At 40.9% G+C, this 24,363-nt stretch carries 23 protein-coding genes and 1 riboswitch; of the genes, 17 read left to right on the forward strand and 6 right to left on the reverse strand.

Features of this window, described 5'->3' with window-relative positions; all coding sequences use genetic code 11:
- Positions 1-124 precede the first annotated feature (124 nt).
- Positions 125-712, reverse strand: coding sequence for a DUF4352 domain-containing protein (locus H625_RS0108950; RefSeq protein WP_026859596.1), 588 nt, complete (start codon positions 710-712; stop codon positions 125-127).
- Between the two features lie 75 nt (positions 713-787).
- Positions 788-1,705, reverse strand: coding sequence for a 1,4-dihydroxy-2-naphthoate polyprenyltransferase (locus tag H625_RS0108955; protein ID WP_026859597.1), 918 nt, complete (start codon positions 1,703-1,705; stop codon positions 788-790).
- Between the two features lie 116 nt (positions 1,706-1,821).
- On the opposite strand from H625_RS0108955, the gene H625_RS0108960 reads away from it, so the two are divergent.
- Genes H625_RS0108960 through menE form a run of 5 tightly spaced genes read left to right on the forward strand, consistent with a single transcriptional unit; the run spans position 1,822 to position 7,870 of the window.
- On the forward strand, positions 1,822-3,216 hold the full coding sequence (locus tag H625_RS0108960; RefSeq protein WP_026859598.1) for an isochorismate synthase: 1,395 nt from the start codon (positions 1,822-1,824) through the stop codon (positions 3,214-3,216).
- The gene (gene menD / locus H625_RS0108965) at positions 3,179-4,846 is read left to right on the forward strand and encodes a 2-succinyl-5-enolpyruvyl-6-hydroxy-3-cyclohexene-1-carboxylic-acid synthase (RefSeq protein WP_026859599.1); all 1,668 of its coding nucleotides are present in this window, start codon (positions 3,179-3,181) and stop codon (positions 4,844-4,846) included. Before H625_RS0108960 ends, menD begins: the two co-directional genes overlap by 38 nt.
- A complete protein-coding gene (gene menH, locus H625_RS0108970; RefSeq protein WP_026859600.1) occupies positions 4,833-5,627 on the forward strand; it encodes a 2-succinyl-6-hydroxy-2,4-cyclohexadiene-1-carboxylate synthase in 795 nt (264 codons plus the stop codon). The genes menD and menH overlap by 14 nt, the downstream gene beginning before the upstream one ends.
- Positions 5,624-6,442: a 1,4-dihydroxy-2-naphthoyl-CoA synthase gene (gene menB / locus H625_RS0108975; protein ID WP_026859601.1), complete on the forward strand. Its 819-nt coding sequence runs from the start codon at positions 5,624-5,626 to the stop codon at positions 6,440-6,442. Before menH ends, menB begins: the two co-directional genes overlap by 4 nt.
- A gap of 57 nt (positions 6,443-6,499) precedes the next feature.
- Complete coding sequence (gene menE / locus H625_RS0108980) at positions 6,500-7,870, forward strand: o-succinylbenzoate--CoA ligase (protein WP_026859602.1); 1,371 nt, start codon at positions 6,500-6,502, stop codon at positions 7,868-7,870.
- A 27-nt stretch (positions 7,871-7,897) separates the two neighbouring features.
- Here menE and yidD read toward each other — a convergent pair whose 3' ends face one another.
- Positions 7,898-8,131, reverse strand: coding sequence for a membrane protein insertion efficiency factor YidD (gene yidD / locus H625_RS0108985; RefSeq protein ID WP_026859603.1), 234 nt, complete (start codon positions 8,129-8,131; stop codon positions 7,898-7,900).
- A 75-nt stretch (positions 8,132-8,206) separates the two neighbouring features.
- Between yidD and ytkD the strand changes: the two genes are divergently transcribed.
- Complete coding sequence (ytkD, locus tag H625_RS0108990) at positions 8,207-8,665, forward strand: RNA deprotection pyrophosphohydrolase (protein ID WP_026859604.1); 459 nt, start codon at positions 8,207-8,209, stop codon at positions 8,663-8,665.
- Positions 8,666-8,859: 194 nt separating this feature from the next.
- On the opposite strand, the gene pckA is transcribed toward ytkD, so the two are convergent.
- On the reverse strand, positions 8,860-10,434 hold the full coding sequence (gene pckA / locus H625_RS0108995; RefSeq protein WP_026859605.1) for a phosphoenolpyruvate carboxykinase (ATP): 1,575 nt from the start codon (positions 10,432-10,434) through the stop codon (positions 8,860-8,862).
- 276 nt (positions 10,435-10,710) lie between these two features.
- Positions 10,711-10,815: riboswitch (SAM riboswitch) on the forward strand.
- Positions 10,816-10,914: 99 nt separating this feature from the next.
- Between pckA and metK the strand changes: the two genes are divergently transcribed.
- From metK to H625_RS0109010, 3 genes are all read left to right on the forward strand, one after another.
- Positions 10,915-12,099 (forward strand): methionine adenosyltransferase, encoded by a 1,185-nt coding sequence (gene metK, locus H625_RS0109000; protein WP_026859606.1) that lies wholly within the window; start codon positions 10,915-10,917, stop codon positions 12,097-12,099.
- Positions 12,100-12,128: 29 nt separating this feature from the next.
- Positions 12,129-13,037, forward strand: coding sequence for a nuclease-related domain-containing protein (locus H625_RS0109005; RefSeq protein WP_026859607.1), 909 nt, complete (start codon positions 12,129-12,131; stop codon positions 13,035-13,037).
- 71 nt (positions 13,038-13,108) lie between these two features.
- Entirely contained in the window at positions 13,109-14,488 is a 1,380-nt protein-coding gene (locus H625_RS0109010; RefSeq protein WP_026859608.1) for an NAD-dependent succinate-semialdehyde dehydrogenase, read from the forward strand.
- Between the two features lie 343 nt (positions 14,489-14,831).
- On the opposite strand, the gene H625_RS0109015 is transcribed toward H625_RS0109010, so the two are convergent.
- Entirely contained in the window at positions 14,832-15,044 is a 213-nt protein-coding gene (locus H625_RS0109015; protein WP_026859609.1) for a hypothetical protein, read from the reverse strand.
- A gap of 146 nt (positions 15,045-15,190) precedes the next feature.
- On the opposite strand from H625_RS0109015, the gene H625_RS0109020 reads away from it, so the two are divergent.
- The 7 genes from H625_RS0109020 (at position 15,191) to H625_RS12900 (ending at position 22,340) form a co-directional block, all read left to right on the forward strand.
- Positions 15,191-16,039 carry a patatin-like phospholipase family protein gene (locus tag H625_RS0109020; protein WP_026859610.1) on the forward strand — a complete coding sequence of 283 codons (849 nt, stop codon included), beginning with the start codon at positions 15,191-15,193 and terminating at the stop codon, positions 16,037-16,039.
- Positions 16,040-16,175: 136 nt separating this feature from the next.
- Positions 16,176-16,886 carry a threonine/serine exporter family protein gene (locus H625_RS0109025; RefSeq protein ID WP_051239062.1) on the forward strand — a complete coding sequence of 237 codons (711 nt, stop codon included), beginning with the start codon at positions 16,176-16,178 and terminating at the stop codon, positions 16,884-16,886.
- A 12-nt stretch (positions 16,887-16,898) separates the two neighbouring features.
- Positions 16,899-17,354 (forward strand): threonine/serine exporter family protein, encoded by a 456-nt coding sequence (locus H625_RS0109030; RefSeq protein ID WP_026859612.1) that lies wholly within the window; start codon positions 16,899-16,901, stop codon positions 17,352-17,354.
- Between the two features lie 15 nt (positions 17,355-17,369).
- Positions 17,370-17,945: a GNAT family N-acetyltransferase gene (locus H625_RS0109035; protein WP_026859613.1), complete on the forward strand. Its 576-nt coding sequence runs from the start codon at positions 17,370-17,372 to the stop codon at positions 17,943-17,945.
- Positions 17,946-18,009: 64 nt separating this feature from the next.
- A complete protein-coding gene (locus H625_RS0109040) occupies positions 18,010-18,687 on the forward strand; it encodes a GOLPH3/VPS74 family protein (protein WP_026859614.1) in 678 nt (225 codons plus the stop codon).
- A 175-nt stretch (positions 18,688-18,862) separates the two neighbouring features.
- A complete protein-coding gene (locus H625_RS0109045; protein ID WP_026859615.1) occupies positions 18,863-20,695 on the forward strand; it encodes a purple acid phosphatase family protein in 1,833 nt (610 codons plus the stop codon).
- A gap of 118 nt (positions 20,696-20,813) precedes the next feature.
- Positions 20,814-22,340: a Na+/H+ antiporter NhaC family protein gene (locus H625_RS12900; protein WP_035785681.1), complete on the forward strand. Its 1,527-nt coding sequence runs from the start codon at positions 20,814-20,816 to the stop codon at positions 22,338-22,340.
- A gap of 135 nt (positions 22,341-22,475) precedes the next feature.
- Here the strand turns inward: H625_RS12900 and H625_RS0109055 are convergent, their stop codons facing one another.
- Positions 22,476-23,384: an aminoglycoside phosphotransferase family protein gene (locus H625_RS0109055; RefSeq protein ID WP_084135813.1), complete on the reverse strand. Its 909-nt coding sequence runs from the start codon at positions 23,382-23,384 to the stop codon at positions 22,476-22,478.
- 199 nt (positions 23,385-23,583) lie between these two features.
- Here H625_RS0109055 and H625_RS12905 point away from each other — a divergent pair, with 199 nt between their 5' ends.
- Positions 23,584-24,321 carry a DUF429 domain-containing protein gene (locus H625_RS12905; RefSeq protein ID WP_035785684.1) on the forward strand — a complete coding sequence of 246 codons (738 nt, stop codon included), beginning with the start codon at positions 23,584-23,586 and terminating at the stop codon, positions 24,319-24,321.
- Positions 24,322-24,363: the final 42 nt, after the last annotated feature.

Genomic DNA, 24,363 nt, shown 5'->3' on the forward strand with positions numbered 1-24,363 from the left:
AGTCCTATGAGCTCGTTTCATCGGAATCCTGGAGGTTTTGGAGTCCTATGAGTTTGCTTCATCGGAATCCAACAATCCCCAAACAAAAAACAGCACCATTTTCATGGCGCTGTTTTTTAAAAATCTATTCTTCTTCTGCCGGTGCTAATTCAAGCTCAATTTCATGATCCATTGATTCAGTTTCTTCGATTGGATTTTCTCTTGCCTGAAGGTGTGTAGCGAGTTCAGGATCAAGCGGGCCATATGCAACTACTGCTGTTGCGCTTTCGCCCGGTTCGACTAGTTCAGCTGAAGCCGCTTTACCTTCTGCAAATTCACCTTCGTCTTCAAGGTCCATCGTATAGTTTTCTGTCGGTGCTTCGCCGTCTTCACTCACCTGGCGTATTGCAAGGTCGAGGCTGAATGCTTCCGACGGAGTTGATGTGCGTTCTGAAGTATTCGTATATTCGAATTCAGCAGCGACTGCCTGAATTGTCGTGTCATTGCCTTCAGCGTCAGTTGCCGGCACTTCAACCGGTGTGAAGTTTGTGAAGCTGTAATCCCCATTAACTCCTGAATACGATAATCCATCTTCTGAAGTTTCTTCTCCTGTTGTTTCTTCAGCAGGTTTCTCTTCTTCTGTACCAGCTTCTTCGGTGCTGTCCCCATTACATGCGGCGAGTAAAAGCATACTTGCCAATCCTCCCGCGAATAACGTGCGTTTTAACTGCATGATAAATCCCCCTATATTGTTTGTTTCAACTATATTATATTCCTTGGAAAGAAGAAACACAATTTTCAGGAAAGTTTATACACCTGTCACACCGTAAATAATCAATCCGATAGTAAGGAGCAGTCCCATTATCGTATTAAGTTTACCCATCGATGCCATTGCCGGGATCAGCTCGATTGGTGTATCGCCTTTACGCATCAGCATAATTGTCTTTATCGCAAGTGGTGCAGATAACAGCGGAATGAGCAGAAAAACAGAGCCCATCGGCGTAAAGAATGCGATATAAATTAAAAAGATATAGCTGAACAAGAGCAGTGCAGCAGATGTCATTACGGCGAACGGTTTGCCGACGAGGATGACAAAAGTTTTACGTCCACTTTCTTTATCTTTTCTGCGGTCGCGTATATTATTTGCCATATTCAACAGCCCAATTGTAATTGCGGGAGGGATAGACATTAATAAAGGAAATACGTGCAGCGTGCCGGTATGAATGTAAAATGTAATCATAATGATTACAGTACCCATAAAGAACCCAGCAAAGATTTCACCGAATGGCGTCCACGATATTGGGAAAGGGCCGCCAGTGTACAAGTAACCGACAGCCATTGAGATCGCACCGATTATCAGTATCCACCATGATGAATTTATCGTAATGATAATACCGATAACAGCGGCAATGCCGTAAAATATAAGAGCGATCGTCAGTACGAGGCGCGGGCTCATGCCGTTTCTTACGATGGCGCCTGCGATACCGACAGATTCATGCGAATCCAGACCGCGTTTAAAATCATAGTATTCGTTAAACATGTTCGTTGCTGACTGTATTAAAATTGTGGCGATAAGCATAAGGAAAAACATTCCCCAGCGGATATCCGCAAATAATAATACGCTTGCCGTCCCGACAAAAACAGGTACAAAACTTGCTGTTAAAGTGTGCGGGCGCGTCAGCATCAAATATTTTTTAAATCCTGTGTGTACTTGTGCTTCCTGCATGACTTTCTCCTTTAAAACATGATGGCTATAATTTTATCATATTTAAGACTTGTCCATACACACAGTAGGTAAAAAATGATAAAATAAAGCTAATTATGATGAAAGTAGTGTGACTCATGAAATTACAATCGTCTCGAACATTTATAGAGAATATCAGTCTGGATTCGGACAAGCAATATCTTACACTGCATATCCCTATGGATGAGTATAATATTGACGAAGAAAAAATATTTACATATTTTAATGAATCAAAGGGCTCACGCTATTGGTTCAAGTCAAAAGACAGCACCTATAATGTTGTCGGCATCAATTATATCGAAAGTATGTGGCGCGATAAGTTTCAGCCAGAAGCGACAGCAGACAGCAAAAAAGCACTGTTTGCAAAATTGCAGCAGGAAAAGCTCGGAGATGATTTAAAATCTAAACTGAGCTTATTTGGCGGCACATTATTTGATGATAAAGACACGACTGATGAGTGGAACGACTTTAAAATGGTTGAATTCCATTTACCCGAGTGGCAGTTTGATCTTAAAAAGAATGAAGTATTTTTAACCCGCAGCAAAACAGAGCTGAATATGGACGGGCTGCTTGAAGAAATTGACGGGGTGTTATCAGGGATAGAAAATGCTGAAATTACAGAGAAAGAAAAACCGGTCGTTAAAAGTAAGCGCGATATTTTCCCAAATGAATGGAAACTCCTCGTTGAAGAAGCGGTTAATAATTTAAACGACGAGTTTAAAAAAGTTGTGCTAGCCCGCCAAAAACTCATTACTTTTGAGTCGAAGGCAAAACGCCTGTATTTAATCAGACGATTAAAAGACGAAGCGGATACGTATACGATTTACTATGAAAAAGGAAAATCGACCTTCGTTTCAAAAACACCTGAGAAACTATTTTCTATCGACGGGGAACAACTGACTACGAATGCGATCGCAGGTTCTATTCAGCGTGTTGAAGACGCCGAGGCAAATAATATTCAGAAAGAATTCTTATTGAACGACGAAAAAAATCTGTTTGAACACCGCGTCGTCAGAGAATCAATCGTCAGCGATATCGTACCGTTTTCAGAAGGACTCAATTATAAAAAGAATCCGCTCTTAATGGAAAATAAATATATATATCATTTATTTACACCGATTCAGGCAAAACTGAAGAAGGATGCAGATGAGTTCAAGATATTAAAGCAGATTCATCCGACACCTGCAGTAGGCGGTTTGCCGAAGAATCTGGCAAAAGACTATATTAAAGAACATGAATACGGCACAAGAGGACTGTATGCAGCGCCGCTAGGCATTATTCATGAAGATAAGGAATGTGAATTTGCTGTCGGACTCCGTTCGATGCTGATTTCTGCACGCAGTGCGACATTATTTGCTGGCTGCGGCATCGTTAAAGGATCGGATCCGGAAGCTGAATTTTTAGAAACGGAAGTTAAATTCACACCGATGTTGAACGTCTTGGAGGCGACTACTAATGAGCTACACAGAAGCACTAACGGTACAAACGTTTAGTATTATAGATGCGCTGTACGAATGCGGCATGAATGAACTGGTTATCAGCCCGGGCTCGCGCTCAACACCGCTTGCGATTGCGGCTGAACTGCACGACGGTATTAAGACTTATATTCACCCTGACGAGCGGGGTGCTGGATACTTTGCTGTCGGACTGACTAAAAAGAGACGTCAGCCGGTGGGGATACTTTGTACTTCAGGCACCGCAGCAGCGAACTATACGCCGGCTGTCAGTGAAGCAGGACTGAGTCACTTGCCCTTAATCGTTCTGACATCGGACCGTCCGCATGAACTTAAAAATGTGGGGGCACCGCAGGCGATTGAACAAAACAATATGTACAGTAATTTTGTCCGCTATCAGACCGAACTGCCTATTGCTGACACGCATGACAGTGCGGAATCGTTAATTAACGATAAAGTGCTGCAGGCAAGCCAGTATTTTAACGGGATTAATATGGGTCCGGTGCATTTTAATATTCCGGTCCGCGAACCGATTATGCCGAACATCGAGCGTCTCGATTTATTTAAGCGTAGACAGAAAAAACGAGTCCCGGCCATGACGTTACCTGGGAATATTGAAAAATTAACCGGGACAGGTTTAGTAATTATCGGTGAAACAGCAGAAGATTTAACACCGCTGAAACCAGTTCTTGAACAGGGTAATATTATTACTGTCTTTGACCCGCGTCAGAATTTACGTACTGATGTGAAAGACGAGATTGTCAATCACGATATGATGTTTTCGAACTTCGGCGACAAACACCGTGAATACATTAACCGCAATGTAGATTTTATTATCCGTATCGGCGAGCCGGTCACATCAAAACAGACGAATGCATTTTTAAAACAGACAACAGTACAGCAGTATTTAATCAGTGAGTTCCAGGACATTAAACCGTTCCCGGTAACGCCTGACGAAACGTATGTCGGCACAATTAATGAAATACTGCCGCGACTGATTAATGATGATTTTAAGAGTGATGTTAAAGAACGTTTCATCAAGTTGTCGAAGGATATTCATAATTATATTGATACTAATATAGAGAAGTTTGTTGATGAAGGCAGATATGTCTACGACATTATTCAAGCGACAGATGAAGCACGAACATTCTTCTTATCGAGCAGTATGCCGATCAGGGATTTCGAACGTTATGATACGCGCGTTACGCACGATGTTTTCGCAAACCGCGGTGCTAACGGTATTGACGGAGTCATCTCAAGCGCACTTGGTATCGGTACGAAAGAACAGGTCACAATGCTGATTGGTGATGTGTCGATGAACCACGATATCAACAGTCTCTTAATGGCCAAGCTTGAGAATATCGACTTTACAGTTATTGTATTTAATAATAACGGCGGCAACATTTTCAGCTACCTGCCGCAGTATGCACATAAACCGCACTTCGAAAGATTATTCGGGACACCGCTTGATCTGAACTTTGAACATGCAGCAAAACTCTATGATTACGAATACGTTCATATTGAAAATGCTGATGAATTAACGAAAGACATGCTGAATCAATCAGGCCGTCAGATGATTGAGATTAAAACAGACAGAGAACATAATCTTGAAAGTCATAACGAACTGAAACAGCAGCTTAAAACTCTGGTGGATAATGCTGAATTTTAATTACGAGCTGATTGATAACAATGAGCCAAAAACGATTATGCTGCTGCACGGGTTTTTATCGTCTAAAGAAAGCATGAGAAAGATTGCCGAAGGATTAAGCGATTTGCGCAACGTCATCTTAGTCGATTTACCCGGATTCGGCGGCACGAGCAGTACTTCACATGATTACCGTATGGAAGATATTGCCGGTGGGCTCATTGCTATTGCTGATCGTCACAACATCAACACTTTCGATGTGCTCGGTTATTCGATGGGCGGACGGACAGCCCTTGCGTTAACTGTCCAATTTCCTGAGCGTATTGAAAAATGTATTTTGGAAAGTGCGTCACCGGGAATTGCTGACGACGAGCAGAAAGCTGAGCGGCTTCTTGTCGATCAGGAACGCAGTAAATTAATCGGCAGCGATTATTATGAATTTCTAAATTTCTGGCAAAGTATGCCGCTGTTTCAAACTCAAGAGTATGCTGACGAATCTCTGCTTAAAGCACAGCATGAAGAGCGGCTGCAGCAGACTCCGGCTGAAGCGGCGGACAGCCTGTTGAAGTACGGCACGGGTGTACAGCGGTCTTACTGGAATGATTTAAGCGGTCTGAATAACCATTTTTATTTAATTACAGGCAGTGAAGATAAGAAGTTTATCAGAGTAGCAGAAACGATGTCAGAACGGCTGAAAAGTGCTAAACTGGATATAGTTGAAAATTGTGGTCACAATATTCATCTTGAAAATTACGAAGCGTACATAAACTTAGTACGAAAGTACTTAGAGGAGGATAACTCATGACTAGAGTTTGGGAAACAGTTAAAGAATATAATGAAATTAAATATGAATTTTATAATGGTATTGCTAAAGTAACAATCAACCGTCCGGAAGTGCGCAACGCATTTACACCGGATACTGTTGCAGAAATGATCGATGCATTTACACGCGCGCGCGACGATCAGCGTGTAGGCGTAATTATTTTAACAGGTGAGGGTGACCTTGCGTTCTGTTCAGGTGGAGATCAGAAAAAACGCGGTCATGGCGGATATGTGGGCTCGGATGATGTGCCGCGTCTAAATGTCCTTGATTTACAGCGTTTAATCCGTGTGATTCCTAAACCGGTTATTGCCATGGTTGCTGGTTACGCAATCGGCGGCGGACATGTGCTGCACGTCGTATGTGACCTGACAATTGCTGCAGATAATGCACGATTCGGCCAGACTGGTCCTAAAGTCGGTTCATTTGATGCTGGTTACGGTTCAGGCTACTTAGCACGTATCGTTGGACATAAAAAAGCACGTGAAATCTGGTACCTATGCCGTCAGTATGACGCACAGGAAGCACTGGACATGGGCTTAGTTAACACAGTCGTGCCTTTAGAGCGTCTTGAAGATGAAACTGTTGAATGGTGTGAAGATATTTTACAGCACTCACCAACGGCACTTCGTTTCTTAAAAGCATCAATGAATGCTGATACAGACGGACTTGCAGGACTGCAGCAGCTTGCTGGAGATGCAACGCTTCTGTATTACACTACAGATGAAGCGAAAGAAGGCCGTGACGCGTTTAAAGAAAAACGTGAACCGAACTTCGATCAATTCCCTAAATTCCCGTAAATTTCATAGTTTTAAAATATAACACCCGTCTATGATGGGTGTTTTTGAGGTGAAGTAATGTCTTATAAATGGCTTGAAACAGCAAGTTTTACTTATCCTGATAACATTGCTGTAAAGTACAATAATGAATCTCTGACGTATCAGATGCTGTACATGCATGCGCATTCTCTCGGCACACATATGCAGGCGCTCAAACTAAAACGCGTCGGGTTATATATCGACAACTCGCTGGATTCAGTTAAGCTGATTCACGGTCTGATGATGCTCGGCGTGGAAATGGTTATGCTGAACACACGTCTGACACCGGCTGAGCTCAGTTCTCAGCTGAAAGATGTGTCGGTGACAACAGTTATTGCGACATTACCCGTGGATATTCCAGGGGTCGAAGTGATTTTGTATGATGATTTATTTGAGCTTGAGACACAGACCTTTATCGTCAATAAACCTGAGCCGGATGATGTCCTGTCGATTATGTTTACGTCAGGAACGACCGGACGCGCGAAAGCAGTGCCGCAGACATATAAAAATCATGCAGCGTCACATAATAATTGCCAGCAGCATTTTGACTATGACAGTGACAGTACATGGCTCATGGTTAATCCGATTTTTCATATTTCAGGACTGTCGATACTGTTCAGAACGGTAATGACTGGCTGTACGTTAGTCGTTGAAAATAAATTTGATGAAAAGCGTGTCTGGAATATTTTAAATGAAGATAAAATCACTCATACGAGTATGGTGCCTGTGATGCTGAAGCGTTTAATGAGCATGGAAGGCACACATCACCTTAAAGGACTGCTGCTTGGCGGGGCGAGTACAACGCCGTCACTTTTAAAAGAGGCGATTGAAAAAGATCTGCCGGTATTTAATTCATTCGGCATGACTGAAACATGCTCTCAAATTGTTCAAATCTCTTCTAAAGATGACAGGATTTTAACTGGAGCTGTCGGTAATGTGCAGGGTTATGATATCAAAATAGACCGAGAGACCAATGAGCTGTTAATTAAAGGTGACAGTGTTGTCAGAGATTACTTAAATGCGGATTTGAAATTAAAAGACGGATATTTTAATACGGGAGATCTTGCGCAAATTGATGATGAAGGGTATTTATATATTCTGGACAGACGTACTGATTTGATTATCAGCGGCGGTGAGAATATTTATCCGAAAGAAATTGAAGATGCAGTGTATAAAATCAGCGGCGTGGACCGCTGTGTCGTCATTAAAAAGGATGACGACGAATGGGGCAATGTGCCGGTGCTGCTTTTAGAAGAAGCAGTCGATGAAGCATTACTCTTGAATCATTTAAGCGAACATCTGGCGAAATATAAACTGCCGAAAGAAATTCATTACGTCGATAAAATTATTATGACATCCACTGGGAAAATTTCCCGCAGTCAGAACCAAAAAATGTTTCTAAACCGTTAAATACAGGTATGGACTAATAAGATATAATTACTGACGTTTTTTCTTTTTGTTTACGGGAACCGGATCAAAACCGCCTTCGTGGAATGGATGGCATTTTAAAATACGTTTCGTTGCCATAAAGCTGCCTTTTAAAGAACCATGCTCAGCAACTGCTTCAAGAGCATAATTTGAACATGTCGGATAAAACCGGCAAGTCGGCGGCGACATTGGAGAAATATGTTTCTGGTAAAAATGAACGGAGCCGATTAATACTTTTTTCATTGCAGCATCACCTTTTAAAATTAATACAACTATTGTAAGCTGATATCTGCAAGAGTGCAACTAGGAGGATTATACATGAAAACATTTACTGATCATGAAGGCAGACGTGTCACATTGGAAAACAGTTACGTTGAAAATACGAAACATGTCCTGATTATTCCTAAGTTTAACGGCCAGTTTTTACTGACGAACCATAAAGAACGAGGGCTCGAATTTCCGGGCGGTAAAGTGGATGAAGGTGAATCACTCGTCGAAGGTGCACAACGTGAACTTTATGAAGAAACCGGCGGTTTGGTAGGGAATCTGCACTTTGTCGGTACATATACCGTTCATGATGGTGATGAAACATTCAGTAAAGCAGCATTCTGCTGTAACATCGAGCGGCTGGACCAGCTGAAACACTACCATGAAACAAATGGTCCGATGCTCGTCAATCATATCGATGACATTGCTGAAGAAGATAAAAGCCTGCTCCTGAAAGATGATTGTGTAGTTTATTTATATAATGAAGTCAGGGAAAACGGCTGTCAGTAGCGAGTGATAGTGGACCGGAACAACATATGTTGTTCCGGTTTTTTGTTGAGAAGTTTGATGGGCAATGTTGAATCGACAGAGTCAATCAAAACCGCTGGAATGACAATGTGCCTTCAACATAGTCAATCGTCGTACTCTAAACCAAAAAATCCCGGGATAATTATTATCCCGGGACTCAAGCTATTCAAATATTATTAAAATCCGCCTTTTTCAGCAATTGCTGCTGATTCTGAACCGAATTTTTTGAAGTTTTCGATAAACTGCTCTTTAAGTGCTTGTGCTTTTTCATTGTAAGCATCAGCTGATTCCCAAGTGTTGATTGGTGCAAGAATGTTTTCAGGTACACCAGTTACTGATTTAGGAATTGACAGACCGAACATTTCATCTTCAGCGAATTCACCAAGTTCTAATTCACCGCTGATAGCGCGTCTGACCATTGAGCGTGTGTGTGCCAGGTTCATACGTTTACCAACACCGTATTCGCCGCCTGTCCATCCTGTGTTTACAAGATAAACGTTAACGTCATGCTTGTCGATTAAGTCACCAAGCATGTTTGCATATACTGTTGCGTGCAGTGGTAAGAATGGAGAACCGAAACATGTTGAGAATACCGGCTGTGGTGTAGTCACACCGCGTTCAGTTCCTGCAAGTTTAGAAGTAAACCCGCTCAGGAAGTGATACATTGCCTGATCTTTACTTAACTTAGCGATTGGAGGAAGTACTCCAAATGCATCTGCTGTTAAGAAAATAATTGTTTTCGGGTGGCCTGCAACTGAAGGAATGCGTGCATTGTCGATATGGTCAAGCGGATATACAGCACGAGTGTTTTCAGTAAGTGAATCATCGTCGTAATCAGCGTTGCCATTTTCATCAATCACAACGTTCTCGAGAACTGAACCGAATTTAATCGCTTTAAAGATTTCAGGTTCTTTTTCTTCTGATAAATTAATAGTTTTAGCATAGCATCCGCCTTCGATGTTAAATACACCGTCGTCGTTCCAGCCGTGCTCATCGTCGCCGATAAGGTCGCGTTCAGGGTCTGCAGAAAGCGTCGTTTTACCAGTTCCTGATAAACCGAAGAATAATGCAACGTCTTTGTTCTCACCGACGTTGGCACTGCAGTGCATGCTGAGCACGCCTTGTTCAGGAAGCAGATAGTTCATAATAGAGAAGATAGACTTTTTCATTTCTCCGCCGTACTCAGTACCGCCGATAAGAATAATTTTCTTCTCTAATGACACAAGTACGAATACTTCTGAGCCTGTGCCGTCAACTTTCGGGTCAGCTTTAAAAGTCGGTGCTGAAACAATCGTAAATTCAGGGTCGATTGCCAGTGCTTCTTCTTTTGTTTCAGGGCGGATAAACATAGTTTTCGCAAACATGTTGTGCCAGCTGAATTCATTAACAACCTGAAGTTGAAGCTGTGTATGCGGGTCTGCGCCTGCATAGCCGTTAAAGACAAATAATTCTTCTTTGTCATTTAAATATGTAGTAACTTTATCGAATAAATTATCGAAAACTTCTTGTGAAATCGGCTGGTTCACATCGCCCCAGTCAATTTTGCTGTCCGATACACTGTCTCTTACGATAAAACGGTCTTTCGGGCTGCGTCCAGTGTATTCGCCAGTCTGCGCGCGCAGGGCACCTGTATTTGTCAGAACTGCTTCGTCGCGTCGAATAGATGCTTCGACAAGTTCAGCGTTTGATAATTGTTTGTGTGTAGAAGGTTTGTTAACAAGACCTTCGATTAAACTTTTATGATTAACCATGATTCGCCTCCAAAATATTTGTCATTAACGAACTATTTAGAAATTAGTATAACACATTCGATTTTATGTTTACACATATAATACGATAACGCATGTGTATATTGATATATATTTTTCAATGTTATTTCATAAGTATAAGTTATAAATGGCTTATAAAACATTAAGAATATGTTTTTAAAATAGCAGATTAATTTTAAAGAGATTAAACCTGTCACAAATAACACTTTGTTAATCTTGATTTGAATTTCACAATATTGTAAGATGAGTATAAGTTATCTCTTATCCAGAGGTGGTGGAGGGATTCAAACCCGATGAAGCCAGAGCAACCTCCTTTTTCAAGAAAGGTGCTAAAGAATGCAGAGTAATTCTGAGCGATAAGGGAAAAGGGCGAGCCTTTTTCTCTGTTTAATATGGAGAAAAAGGTTTTATTTTTTGCTTTTGAAGAGATAGCTAAATCAGCTATAAAGGAGATTTTTATAAATGTCAGAACGTAAATTATTTACTTCGGAGTCAGTCACAGAAGGTCATCCGGATAAAATCGCAGATCAGATTTCAGATGCGATTCTCGACGCAATTCTTGAAGGGGACCCATACGCACGCGTTGCCTGCGAGACTGTAGTAAATACAGGGCTTGCAATGATTGTCGGTGAAATCAGTACGGAAACATACGTTGATATTCCGAAAACTGTCAGAGAAACAGTAAAAGAAATCGGTTATGTCGATGCGAAGTACGGTTACGATTATAAAACGATGTCTGTATTAACAGGCATCGATGAGCAGTCGGAAGACATCGCTGTCGGTGTAAACAATGCATTTGAAACACGTGAATCACAAGGTGTCTCTACAGGTGCAGGCGACCAGGGATTAATGTTTGGCTATGCAACAAATGAAACGAAAGAATTCATGCCGCTGCCAATTTCACTGGCTCACAAAATTTCACGCCGTTTAACAGAAGTACGTAAAGACAGCACGATTTCTTACCTGCGCCCAGACGGTAAATCACAGGTTACTGTTGAGTATGATGAAGACGGCAAACCGCTGAGAGTAGATACAATCGTTATCTCAACTCAGCATCACGAAAATATTCCGGCAACTCAAATTTATGATGATCTGCTGGAACATGTCATTCAGGAAGTTGTTCCTGCGGAGCTCTTAGATGAAGAAACTAAATATTTCATCAATCCGACAGGCAGATTTGTTATCGGCGGACCGCAGGGTGATGCTGGACTTACAGGCCGTAAAATCATCGTCGATACTTACGGCGGATACGCTCGTCACGGCGGCGGCGCATTCAGCGGTAAAGATCCGACTAAAGTTGACCGTTCTGCAGCATACGCTGCACGCTACATTGCAAAAAATATTGTGGCGAGCGGCATTGCAGAAAAATGTGAAATTCAGCTGGCATATGCAATAGGCGTATCACAGCCCGTATCTATAGCTGTCGATACTTTTAATACAGGGAAATACGATGAAGGAAAAATTACAGAAGTCATCAGAGAACTGTTTAATTTATCGCCAGATGGTATTATAGATATGCTAAACTTAAGAAGACCAATTTATAAACAAACTGCGAGTTATGGACATTTTGGTCGTACGGACATCGATTTACCGTGGGAAAGACTCGATAAAGTCGATGCACTGAAAGATCTACTTAGAAATAGCTAATTTAAGCAGTGCGGGAAGAGAGGAATAATATGAATACTGATATTTTTACAGATCCGATATTTATCGCGGTCGCAGCAGTACTTCTCATCATTGTAATCTGGTTTTTAGTATATTACTTTAAACACCGCAATGAAGTGAAAACTGTGGAGCAAACATATTCGAAAGAAAAAGAGTCACTTGTTGAAAAATACGAAAGTGAACATGAAGAGGAACGTTTAGGACACAAGAAAGAAATGTCTACTTTAAACGAAAAGTATCATAACGATACGACATTACTCGACAACAAACTTTCGAGCCTGCATCAGTTTACTGTAGATAAAGGCGAGTATTTAACAGACCTTTCTTTAATACAGTTAAAAGACAAACTTGTTAAAGATGAAAAAATCCGTGAGACGGATATGATTATTCTGTCGAACATTTATTTACCATCAAGAAATTACACAAACACGCGTAAAATCGATCATTTAGTATTAACCCGTACTGGTATTTATCTGCTTGATTCTAAATACTGGAGCGGCCACATTTTACACGGTGTGAATGAAAATCAGTTTGAAGAAATACCGTATGTTGAATCATTCTTCGACCTGCTTGAACTTGATAAGCAGAAAGAACAAACTTTAATTTTTGAAAAAGCAGATTCAGAAAACGTTTCGGTTAACCATTACAACGGTATTATCGATGAAACAAAAGTGACTGCTGAAAAACTGAAAAATAAATTTAAATTACAATATGATATCGTACCGATTATTTACTTTAATCCGAAAGATAATGGTAACTATTCAATTACCAACTATTCGGAAGACCCTTCGATCAGAGTAATTGTCGGACAGGAAGATTTAGAAGCATTCTTCCTTAAATATGTATTCCACGGCAGATTCCAGTACACAGTTAAAGATCTGGATGAAATTGCGAATGCATTAATCGATCAGAGCCTGTAACTTTGTAAATTGAAACCAATCGTCCTATAATTATTTATAGGACGATTTTTTATATTTTGGAGGGGAATTAAATGACAGAGGAAATTATCGTAATTAATCCGGCAACACAGGAAGAAGCCGGACGTGTAAAAAAAGACAGCAGTGAAACAATCGAAAAGAAAATTAATACTGCACACGAAAAATTTCAGGATTTTAAGAAAATGAATGCACAGGACCGTTCAGATTTACTTTTGAAATGGGCAGAAAAAATCGAAGAAAACAGACAGGAAATCGCAGAACTCGTTACGCTTGAAGGCGGAAAGCCGCTGACGGAAGCACTTGGTGAAGTCGATTATGCCAACAGTTATATTAAATATTACGCTGAAGAAGCAAAACGTATATACGGACGGACAGTGCCTGCAAACAATGATGAGACGAGAATTGTAGTAACGAGACATCCAATCGGAGTCGTTGCAGCAATTACACCGTGGAACTTTCCGGTGGCGATGATGGCGCGTAAAGCAGCACCGGCTGTCGCAGCAGGAAATACTTTTATCGTAAAACCGGCAAGTGCGACACCGATGTCGGCAGTGAAGTTTATAGATCTCGCGGTAGAAGCGGGCTTTGATGAAGGTGTGATACAGTACGTCAATGCATCGGGCCGTGATGCTGGTGAAATATTTACACAGTCCGATAAAATTATGAAACTGACATTTACCGGTTCGACTGAAGTCGGTAAACAGCTGATGAGCGACGCATCGGTGACGGTTAAAAACGTCACGATGGAACTCGGCGGACATGCGCCGTTAATCGTTCATCGTGATGCTGATATCGATAAAGCAGTCGAAGGTGCGATGGCTTCGAAATTCAGAAACTCAGGACAGACATGTGTATGCGCCAACAGATTTTATGTGCATGAAGATGTGCTTGATGAATTTACCGAGAAGTTTACAGCGCAGGTTAAAGAACTAAAAGTCGGCAACGGTATGGAAGATGGTGTCAAAATCGGTCCTTTAATCGATGAAGACGGCTATGACAAAGTAATGAAACACATTGAAGATGCAGTTGAAAAAGGCGGCAAAGTAACGACCGGCGGTAATGGAGATAAGTCAGGCGGCTATTTTGTCGAACCGACGGTTATTACGAATGTGACAGACGATATGATCTGTATGAGTGAAGAAACATTCGGACCGCTGGCGCCGATTCAAAGCTTTTCAAATTTAGATGAAGCAATCAAAAAAGCAAACAGCACAGAATTTGGCCTTGCAGCCTATTATTTCACTGAAAACTACGCGACGGGAATCAGCTTAACAGAAGAACTCGATTTCGGAGTGCTCGGCTGGAATAATGGGGCACCAAGTGCAGCAAATATTCCATTCGGCGGCTTAAAAGAAAGCGGCGTCGGCCGTGAAGGTGCGCCGGAAGGGCTGGAACCTTATACGGAAACGAAAGTGACGTCGATTAAAATATAGTTTGAATTGAAAATGAGCATGCCTGTGAGGTACGCTCATTTTTTGTGAATCCCACGTATTCGGTTAACAACGGCGTTTCCCCGTTGTAAATCCAAGGCTCCCGGTTAACAACGGCGTTTCCCTGTTGTGAATCGAAGGCTCCCGGTTAACAACGGCGTTTCCCTGTTGTGAATCCAAGGCTCCCGGTTAACAACAGCGTTTCCCCGTTGTGAATCCAAGGCTCCCGGTTAACAACGGCGTTTCCCCGTTGTGAATCGAAGGCTCCCGGTTAACAACGGCGTTTTCCTGTTGTGAATCGAAGGCTCCCGGTTAACAACCGTATTTTAATACCACACCCAAGCAATCATCTTTTCCCATTATGCTCATTCCTGCGCGCAGCTTCTTCGTCTTTTTTAACATTTGATCTCACAGCGAGTGACAGGAACGCGACGACTGCTGGCATGAACAGAGAGTTCAGTATGCTGACTTCATCAAGAAATAAATATTGCAAGGCGATAATAATAGCGAACACAAATATGTACATATATATAAAGCGTTTGATTTTTTCTTTCTTCATAAGTGCTCCTTTGAAAGCGTATTCTTATATAACAGTTTCTCAATAAAATGAAATAATATCAACGTGTAAATTATACATCTGTGTTAAATCTATGGTATTTTGTTTAATACAATCATTTTTACACAGAGATACAAGGAGCAGATAAAATGAATGACACAGGACTTATTTTGGAAGGCGGCGGTATGCGCGGATTATATACAGCCGGCGTCCTTGAATATTTTGCACAGCACGACATACATTTTCCTTATATTATCGGCGTATCAGCGGGTGCCTGCATGGCCGCATCTTTCCTGTCGGAGCAGCAAGGAAGAAACAGAACAGTCAGTATTGATTATGTAAATGATAAAAGGTATTTATCGTTCAGTAATTTCATCCGTAAAGGTGAATTGTTCGGTATGGATTTTATTTTTGATGAAATACCAAATACTTTAGTGCCGCTCGATGTGAATAAAATTATTTCAGGTAAAGAGGAGTTCGTTATCGTTACTACGAATTGTGAAACGGGCGAACCGATGTATTTTTATAAAGAGGATTACGATGCACAGACACTCGGTAAATTACTGCGTGCATCAAGTTCAATTCCATTCTTCGCCGATGCGGTGAAACATGATGGGAAATATATGCTCGACGGCGGTATTGTCGATCCGATTCCAATTATAAAAGCGGAAAGTGACGGCTTAACAAAAAACGTTGTCGTGCTGACAAAACCGCGTGGTTATTACAAAAAAGAGAGCAGAATGTCGACTATCATTAATTATAAAAAATATCCAAAAGTCGATGAACGCATGAAAATAAGATATAAACATTATAACGAGAGACTGGATTATATTTTTGAGCAGGAGAAAAAAGGTAATGTTGTCGTTATTGCACCGAGCGAGAATCCAGGTGTCGGCAGAACGACACGCAACACAGAAAAGCTCGAAAAATTATATGAGCTCGGATTTAATGATGCAAAAGAACAGTATGAAGCAGTAAAATCGTTAGCGAAAGCATAATCGTGATAAGCTTTAGCAGGTGCTGAAGCTTATTTTTTATACTATTATAGGTGTATAGATATTATTGGAGGTGTTGTGGGTGAAAGTTGAAAAACTTCATATCGACGATCATGAAGAACAGGTTAAAGATGTTGTCATGCTCGCAGCACGTATATTGCTTGAAGCGGGTGCGGAAGGAACACGGACGGAAGACACAATGAACTACATAGCTTCACATTATAGTTTCATCAAAAATAATAGTTTCGTTACCAACACGGTGATAAACTTTATACTGCATGACCAGTCTTATCCAAGAATTTACAGAATTAAAGAGCGGAATACGAACTTAATTAAAATTTCCAAAGTGAACAGCGTGTCACGAAAATTAGTTAGGGATGAACTGACGCTAAAAGAAGCGTTTAATCTGCTCGAAGAAATATATATCAAGACGAAAGACCATCCGATTTGGTTTAAGACAATAGCAGGTGCGATGATTGCCCTCAGTTTTTTATACTTGCAGGATGGCTTGAAAATAGATATATTCACGACGCTTTTAGCGGGCGGTCTCGGTATTTGTGTCACAGAGATTATAAAGAAAAGACTGACGACGCAATTTATACCCGAATTTTTCGGCGGGCTTACGATTGCCTTAATGGTCGTTACCGGGCATCATTATATACCAGGCGGAGACTTGTCAACGCTACTGATTTCTTCAGTTATGCCGATTGTTCCGGGAGTACTCATTACAAATGCTATCCAGGATCTGTTCGGCGGTCATATGATGATGTTTACGACAAAATCATCAGAAGCGCTGGTCACATCATTCGCAATTGGTGCCGGTGTATCGTCTGTTTTAATATTCGCTTAAGGAGGAATAATGATGGATTGGTTATTAAACTTAGTGTTTAGTTTTACTGCATCTTACTTTTTTGCTGTTGTCTTCGATGCGCCGAGAAAGTTATTTCTTCCTGCGGGTATTGTCGGAGCTATCGGCTGGATGATGGGGCAGACATTTGGCATAATATTCGACCTGCCGCTCGTTATGGTGAATTTCATCGGTGCATTTACTCTTGGGATAATGAGTCATATAATGGCAAGGGTGCATAAAGAGCCGTCGACGATTTTTTTAATCCCGGGAATCATACCGTTTGTTCCTGGCGGACTTGCGTATAATGCTACGAGCAGCATTATTTTATCGGATTACTTCGGTGCGGTAAATATAATTATGGAAGTCATTATCAGCGCCGGCTCAATCGCTGTAGGAATATTATTTGCTGAACAGTTTGCATTGTTATTTATCAAAAACAGACGGTTATTTTTCATGAAAAAAAGATAATAAAAGGAGCTTATTATGGAAATTAGAAATTATGAAGAAAAAGACGAAAAAGGCTGGGTCAGATGCCGCGTATTATCATTTTTAGATACTGCGTATTACGACGATGTTCATAGAGAAAAAGAGAAATTTGAGAATCCAAGTATTGAACTCGTTGCAGTTAAAGATAATCAGGTCGTCGGTCTGATTGATATTGAATACGACACTGAAGAAGAAAAAGTCGTTTCAGAAGAAGAAAAGGGCGGGATGATTTGGCATCTTGCTGTCCATCCTGACTTTCAGGGGCAGGGTATCGGTAAAGCACTGATGGAGCGTGCCGTTGAAGAAGCGATTAAGCAAAACCTTGAAATTCTTGAAGTATGGACCCGTGACGCCGGTAATTCAGCGGACTGGTTTGAAAAGAATTCATATAGAAAAGTTGATGAATACTACCATCTTTACTTATCGGATGAAGATATGGCGCACAGCGTGCAGCCGGGAGACAAAGCTCTTCACCCGCTGTACATGTTTGCAGAGTACACTGGAAAAGACATCGAACAGTTCGATTCAATTGAAAGAAAATATAAGTGCATGTGCTATATTAGAAATCTGTAATTAAATGGATTGTTTAAACTTCGTGCATTGATGGTATTAATATATAAATCCTGGAGGTGTCCGAATGTTTACTATAGCTGAAGTGCTTATTTTACTTGGTACAGATGACGATAAAGGCACGGCTGTATCGTCGGCATCATCATCGCTGAATTACGGTCTGGTTGGTTCCATATTATCCGAGCTTGCAATGAAAAAGCATATAGTATTAAAAGAAGGCAAAGTTGTACTTGCTGATGATACATTAACAGACGTTTCATATTTCAATACTGTGCTCGATGAAATTAAAGAAGACCATAAAGAACGAACGGTTGAGCATTGGATTAATCATTTTGCCGGTAATACTAAGGCGATTAATGATCCGGTGTATTTATCACTTGTTGATAAAAGAATTTTAAAAGAAGAAGATAAGACATACTTTTTCTTTTTTAATACTAATGTCTATCCGACCGTTGATGCACGTCCGGAACAGGAAATCCGCAAGCATGTTAACGATGTTGTGTTTAATAATGCCGAAGCGGACGCTGAAGTCGCGATGCTGCTGAGTTTAATTAAAACATGCGATTTAACTGAGGAAGTGTTCGGCAAAGAAAGAAAAAAATCAGCTGAGAAAAAGCTGATTGAGATTATTGAAACTAATGAATACGGCAAAGCTGTCAGCCAGTCGGTTAAAGATATGGAAACTGCGATTTTAATGGCGACAACAACAGTATTAACGACAACAGTTATTATGAATAATAATTAAAATCATAACAGGCTGGAGCATAATGCTCCGGCTTGTTTTATTATTTAAGAAATTCATAGACGGCGGTTTTCAATATTAAGTAACCTTTACAATATATTAAACAAATATAAATATTCGTTCTGTAAGATTTGACAAGCAGCATCAAAATCAGTCAAATTAATGGAGGGTTTTATTTATGAAAGAAGATTTATTCAACAAGAGACCATTGGTAACAAAACTGTCAGCCGGTTTTCTGGCAGCAGCACTTGGGGTTACTGCAGTGTTCAGCCCGGTCGCAGAAGGCGCAGGCGGCGGTAATCCAAATAGTGCAGGGACAGCAGCACCAGTAGAAGATACAAGCGCGGAAGAAGAATTCTCTCCGATACTGTCAAATGACAAGCCTGCTGTTGCAGAAGTGCGGGTAAATAATATGCCGAATCGTATTATCACGACAATTAATGGTGATACAAGGTCGGGAATGGCATTCAACTGGTACACCACAGATTTATTTGAAGATGCTAAAGTATGGGTTTCTAAATCAGGAAACTTTGATGATACGATGGAGTTTGCTGCAGAAGCATCTGAAGTGACTTCAAGTTACGGTGAACGTGACGAAAACGGGAATTACATATTTGGTGAAGTGAAAGAAGATAAAGAAGGAGAGCCGGTTGAAGATGAAAACGGCGAACCTGTAATTAATGGATATTATACAGACCGTCAGGCGCATGGTGCTGAGTGGATGTCCGGAGATTACGGACATATTGAACTTACTGATGTGACGGAGTATTCTTATAAAGCACAGGCAGCTGACCTTGAGCCGAACTCGACTTATTCTTATAAAGTCGGCAGTGAATCAGGTGAAGTCAGCGAAATTGGAACATTCAAAACGTCAGGTGAGTCAGGAGATCCATTTAAATTCGTACACTATACAGATACACAGAATGCTTTCTGGAATGAAAATGTACGTAACGAGGCTTCATTTGGTGCAAATACTTTAATGAATGCACTTGAAACAGCAGGAGATGCTGATTTCGTTCTGCATACAGGTGACGTTGTAGAAACTGCTGAAGTGGAAGATGAATGGGTGGACTTATTCGGTCAGTCACAACCATACTTCATGCAGGCTGCAATGGCAGTGGCGTCAGGAAACCACGATGAATATGCTTTAAACTACGGTGACGAGCCGCTGACCGAAAAATTCAATGAGCACGTTAACGTACCGGCAGCAAACGATGAAATTGACGGCGGTTCTTACTATTCATTCGATTATAACGGTGTGCATTTTGTCACACTGAATACGAATGATAATAAGGAATCTGAAGATAATCCGGAAGGAAAAGCAATCGGCGAAGAGCAGATGCAGTGGATTCGTGAAGATGTTGAAGCAGCACGTGACAATGGAGCAGAATGGATTGTCCTAAACTACCACAAACCGCTTTATTCTAAATCATATCACTCACTGCAGGATGAAGATGTGCAGAAAGTAAGAGAGGAATTAACTGCATTAATCGATGAGCTGGATATTGATCTTGCACTGCAGGGTCACGACCACGTTATTTCAAGAACTCATTCATTAACACACGTACCGACAGAAGAAAACTTCTCTAATGCTGAAGTTGAAGATGTAGAAACATTTGTCGGCGACAACGGTGTAGAGTACATGGAAGATCCGGACGGTACAGTATATGTACTTCCAAACACAGGCGGGACGAAAGAGTATGATGATGTTTACTCTAAAGGCCTCAATCATCTGCACGAAGTAAGACCGGATCTTGACTGGATGACTCAGGAAGATATGGATCATTACAACAGCCTATTTGGTTTCGGCGGCCAGCCGCAGGACACAGAGGCATTTGAAGAGTCACACTCGAACAACCGGGATTCTTCTACACAGAACTTCGCAATTTACGAAGTGGAAGACGATGAAATGATCGTCAGCATGTATCAGCTTAGCGGTGATTTTATGCTTGGTGAAGAAAGAAATGTGGAGCTTGTAGATCAGTTCGGCATTCAAAACGGTGATAATTAAAACTTAGATTATTAAAAGGGTGAGACTGCGGTCTCGCCTTTTTGCTGTTTTCATTGGCCAGGCAGTACTGTATTATTAACAGATATAAATAATAAAAATACGAAAGGTGTTTTAAGATATGGAATATGGGTTGTTATCGCTCCTGCCTCCGCTCTTGGCAATTATTATTGCCATTCTTACTAAGCAGACCGTCGTCGCATTATTTTTAGGCGTCTGGTTTGGTGCAACAGTAATGAATGAGTGGAATCCGGTTTTAGGTTTTACATATACAGTTAACGAAATCATGGTGCCGTCAATCGCGGACCCGTGGAACGCATCGTTAATACTGCTGGTTGTGTTTACAGGAGGATTTATTAATGTGCTCCGTTCGACGGGAGCGGGCAAGGCGTTCGCAGAATTTGCAACGAAGAAAGTGAATACCCGCCAGAAAGGACAGAACTTTGTCTGGGGCAGTGCATTTTTATTCTCTTATACAGAACCGGTATTAATACTCGGTACGGTTACAAGACCGATAACGGATAAATTAAAAATATCACGTGTAAAACTTGCCTATATTGTCGACTCGATGGGCAGTCCGGTGGCATCAATGTCGCCAATCAGTGTATATGCGCCGTTTATTACAGGGTTGATTGCGACGCAGCTTGCAGCGCTCAGTTTATCTGAAAATCCATGGACGTTATTCATTCAGATGATACCATTCCACTTATATGGCATTTTTGCGATTGTCGGCGTGCTGCTCGTCATTAATATGAAAATTGATATTGGACCGATGTATAAAGCAGAACAGCGTGCGATTAAAACTGGCAAATTATACGGCGAGCACGATAAGCTGATGATTAATGAGACAGGAAATGAAGAAGCGGCTGATGCAGATATTTTCAGTTTCCTTATCCCGCTGGCACTGTTGTTTGCAGGAATCTTCAGCGTTATATTCTGGACAGGTGATATTGGAGCAAACGGACTTACAGGAGCATTCTTAAATGCAGATATCATATTTGCGATTACAACAGGATTTTTCCTCGGTTCTGTTGGCGGAATGTTATATGCTAAACTGCGTTATCGTCAGCCGCTCGAAGACCTGTTAAATGGTTATGTCGACGGTGTTATGCAGGTAATGATTGTACCGGTTATTTTAGTTATGGCGTGGTCAATCGGAACTGTAGCAACGGAGATGGGACTTGGCGAAGTAATTGCTCACTATGCGGGAAGCTATCTGCCGGCATTCTTAGTACCCGTAATTATCTTTATCCTCGGAGGACTGATTGCCTTTGCCTCTGGAAGCTCATGGGGCGTATTCTCGATTATGATACCCATTGCGATTCCGATGGGTGTTGCACTTGATTTAGAATTGGCACTTGTCATCGGTGCAGCAATCAGCGGCGGTGTATTCGGTGACCACTGTTCACCGATATCCGATACGAGTATTATGTCATCCACCGGCTCTGCGGCAGACCATATGGAACATATTCGTACACAGCTGCCATATGCTATTATTATTGGATTGTCAGCAAGTGCAGGATTCCTGATGACCGGACTTACTCAAAATTCGATTGCGGGAATTATTACTACTGCTGTCGTACTGATTGGAATATTGCTGTTAGTAAATAACAGAACGAAAAATAGAAATCAAGCTGCGGCAGAATAAAATAAATGCACTGGAATCATAAATTATGATTTCAGTGCATTTTCTGTGTTCGGATGAGAATGAGAATTTCTCAAACTCAACCGGGAATCTTTGGTTGAAGATGAAGAATTCTCATCCTCAATCAAACGGACTAGACTAGTTTATTTTGTACCATTTCGGCACAGTCAGTTTAAAATCATTATACCAGTCGAGAATTTCAGCATAGGAACGTCTCATCGTTTTAATCTCTTTATCGCCAAAACGAAATGCCCATGGCAGTGAAGACAGCATATTGGATGCGATATACAGCTGGAGCAGTTTCCAGAACTCATCGGGTACATCATTATTGAAATAACCATCGATTCTGCCGCTGGCAAAAGCGGGACTGGCACTCGCACACCACGTAATCCGGTTGAATTCCTCATAAGCTTCACCGGTATCATGACGGTCAAAATCAATAATATGAAGTTTATTATTGCTGTCAATCAGCATATTGCCGATATGAAAATCACCGTGATGCTGCACATTTCTATTATTATTAATCAGATGTCTGTAATTATTGATGATGTCCATTAAAAGATGACCGCTATCATATTTTAAGGCGCAGTCATTATACATTTTTATTTTCATATCAATTTTTCTGTTATATCTTGTAACCCATGATTCGGTGCTTTCACTGACAGTTTTAAAATTATGAATCGCAGCTAATAACTCTCCGGATTTGACACCAAAGTTATACTGCTCTGACAAAGTGAAATTATTAATTACATCGCGAGCGTCGTTTCCATCTATCCAGTCCAGAAGCAAAAAATAATAAGTATTATTCAGACAATAACCATGTGCAGTAAGCTTGTGAGTCGGTACGTTGTTTTCCGCTGATTGCTTTAATAAATCTGCGTGCTCCAAGTACGTCTCTTTATTTTTAATATCAGTTACTCTGAGTAAATACTTCCTAGCATCAGTCACAACGATAAACTTATAATCATTGGACCATCCTTTATTAAAAGGTGTAATAGATTGAATATTTTTAAGCGGCAGTTCTAAAGTGAGTGAGTTAATCATCATTGAAATCTGTCTCCTCTAAATATTTATTCGCAATAACTTCAGACCAGTCCATAACTGTTCCAATAAAATCAACAATGCTGCATATCAATAATTAAGAGTGCTTTTGACATCCAGACCATCCCCTATGTTAATAATTTACTTTTAGTATAATATACTTGATACAGCATCAATAATGATACGCAGAACAGGAGTGTTACAAATGAAATTTATCGGAATAGATTTGGCGTGGACTTATAAAAATGAGAGCGGAATTTGTGTTATGGATGAGAGTGGAGAAGTGCTTATCCTCGAATCTGCGGTGTTCAGCGATGAGGACATCGTCAATATTATTAAAACTTACAGTGCTGAAATACTGCATATCGCAATCGATGCACCGCTCATTGTAAATAATGAGACCGGTTCACGTCAGGCAGAACGTGATCTGCAGAGGGGGAGAATTCACGGGCATCGTCTGTTTGCGTTTAATTCGAATAGAACATTTCTAACAAAAACATTTAAAAGTATCCGTGGAGAAGTGTTAAGCAAGTTAATTACAGAACATCTTCCAAATATCAGCATCGGCAGGAATGAAGAGGGCTCGAGTATTATTGAGACATTTCCGACAGGGATTGTGAGCGGCTTGTTCCCGGATATTTTCCCGGTTAGATATAAACGTAAAAAAGGAATGATGTTCGAAGAAACAGTCGGGCAGATGGTGCTGCTGATTGACCGGATTACAATGTTCGAAGAAGAGAATATTATTAAGAGCTTCAGCGAAAAACTGATTTTAGATGAAGCAACTATCACCCGTAAATTCCACAAACATTTAGAAGATAAACTGGATGCAGTACTGTGTGCTTTAGGGTTGTACTTAATACATAAAAAATTGGCAGAACCAAGAACATTCGGCACAGATGAAGATGGGTTTATACTGATACCTGAGCTACTGAAAGATTAGTATATTTACACTTAACGAAAATGAAAGCCTTTACATTATTTT

The sequence above is a fragment of the Jeotgalicoccus psychrophilus DSM 19085 genome (assembly GCF_000425845.1).
GTDB lineage: Bacteria > Bacillota > Bacilli > Staphylococcales > Salinicoccaceae > Jeotgalicoccus > Jeotgalicoccus psychrophilus.

What these genes read in the sequence shown, in the direction of transcription:
- H625_RS0108950 (WP_026859596.1), bottom strand. Translation starts at nt 712, where the DNA reads ATGCAGTTAAAACGCACGTTATTCGCGGGAGGATTGGCAAGTATGCTT.
- H625_RS0108955 (WP_026859597.1), bottom strand. Translation starts at nt 1,705, where the DNA reads ATGCAGGAAGCACAAGTACACACAGGATTTAAAAAATATTTGATGCTG.
- H625_RS0108960 (WP_026859598.1), top strand. Translation starts at nt 1,822, where the DNA reads ATGAAATTACAATCGTCTCGAACATTTATAGAGAATATCAGTCTGGAT.
- menD (WP_026859599.1), top strand. Translation starts at nt 3,179, where the DNA reads ATGAGCTACACAGAAGCACTAACGGTACAAACGTTTAGTATTATAGAT.
- menH (WP_026859600.1), top strand. Translation starts at nt 4,833, where the DNA reads ATGCTGAATTTTAATTACGAGCTGATTGATAACAATGAGCCAAAAACG.
- menB (WP_026859601.1), top strand. Translation starts at nt 5,624, where the DNA reads ATGACTAGAGTTTGGGAAACAGTTAAAGAATATAATGAAATTAAATAT.
- menE (WP_026859602.1), top strand. Translation starts at nt 6,500, where the DNA reads ATGTCTTATAAATGGCTTGAAACAGCAAGTTTTACTTATCCTGATAAC.
- yidD (WP_026859603.1), bottom strand. Translation starts at nt 8,131, where the DNA reads ATGAAAAAAGTATTAATCGGCTCCGTTCATTTTTACCAGAAACATATT.
- ytkD (WP_026859604.1), top strand. Translation starts at nt 8,207, where the DNA reads ATGAAAACATTTACTGATCATGAAGGCAGACGTGTCACATTGGAAAAC.
- pckA (WP_026859605.1), bottom strand. Translation starts at nt 10,434, where the DNA reads ATGGTTAATCATAAAAGTTTAATCGAAGGTCTTGTTAACAAACCTTCT.
- metK (WP_026859606.1), top strand. Translation starts at nt 10,915, where the DNA reads ATGTCAGAACGTAAATTATTTACTTCGGAGTCAGTCACAGAAGGTCAT.
- H625_RS0109005 (WP_026859607.1), top strand. Translation starts at nt 12,129, where the DNA reads ATGAATACTGATATTTTTACAGATCCGATATTTATCGCGGTCGCAGCA.
- H625_RS0109010 (WP_026859608.1), top strand. Translation starts at nt 13,109, where the DNA reads ATGACAGAGGAAATTATCGTAATTAATCCGGCAACACAGGAAGAAGCC.
- H625_RS0109015 (WP_026859609.1), bottom strand. Translation starts at nt 15,044, where the DNA reads ATGAAGAAAGAAAAAATCAAACGCTTTATATATATGTACATATTTGTG.
- H625_RS0109020 (WP_026859610.1), top strand. Translation starts at nt 15,191, where the DNA reads ATGAATGACACAGGACTTATTTTGGAAGGCGGCGGTATGCGCGGATTA.
- H625_RS0109025 (WP_051239062.1), top strand. Translation starts at nt 16,176, where the DNA reads ATGCTCGCAGCACGTATATTGCTTGAAGCGGGTGCGGAAGGAACACGG.
- H625_RS0109030 (WP_026859612.1), top strand. Translation starts at nt 16,899, where the DNA reads ATGGATTGGTTATTAAACTTAGTGTTTAGTTTTACTGCATCTTACTTT.
- H625_RS0109035 (WP_026859613.1), top strand. Translation starts at nt 17,370, where the DNA reads ATGGAAATTAGAAATTATGAAGAAAAAGACGAAAAAGGCTGGGTCAGA.
- H625_RS0109040 (WP_026859614.1), top strand. Translation starts at nt 18,010, where the DNA reads ATGTTTACTATAGCTGAAGTGCTTATTTTACTTGGTACAGATGACGAT.
- H625_RS0109045 (WP_026859615.1), top strand. Translation starts at nt 18,863, where the DNA reads ATGAAAGAAGATTTATTCAACAAGAGACCATTGGTAACAAAACTGTCA.
- H625_RS12900 (WP_035785681.1), top strand. Translation starts at nt 20,814, where the DNA reads ATGGAATATGGGTTGTTATCGCTCCTGCCTCCGCTCTTGGCAATTATT.
- H625_RS0109055 (WP_084135813.1), bottom strand. Translation starts at nt 23,384, where the DNA reads ATGATGATTAACTCACTCACTTTAGAACTGCCGCTTAAAAATATTCAA.
- H625_RS12905 (WP_035785684.1), top strand. Translation starts at nt 23,584, where the DNA reads ATGAAATTTATCGGAATAGATTTGGCGTGGACTTATAAAAATGAGAGC.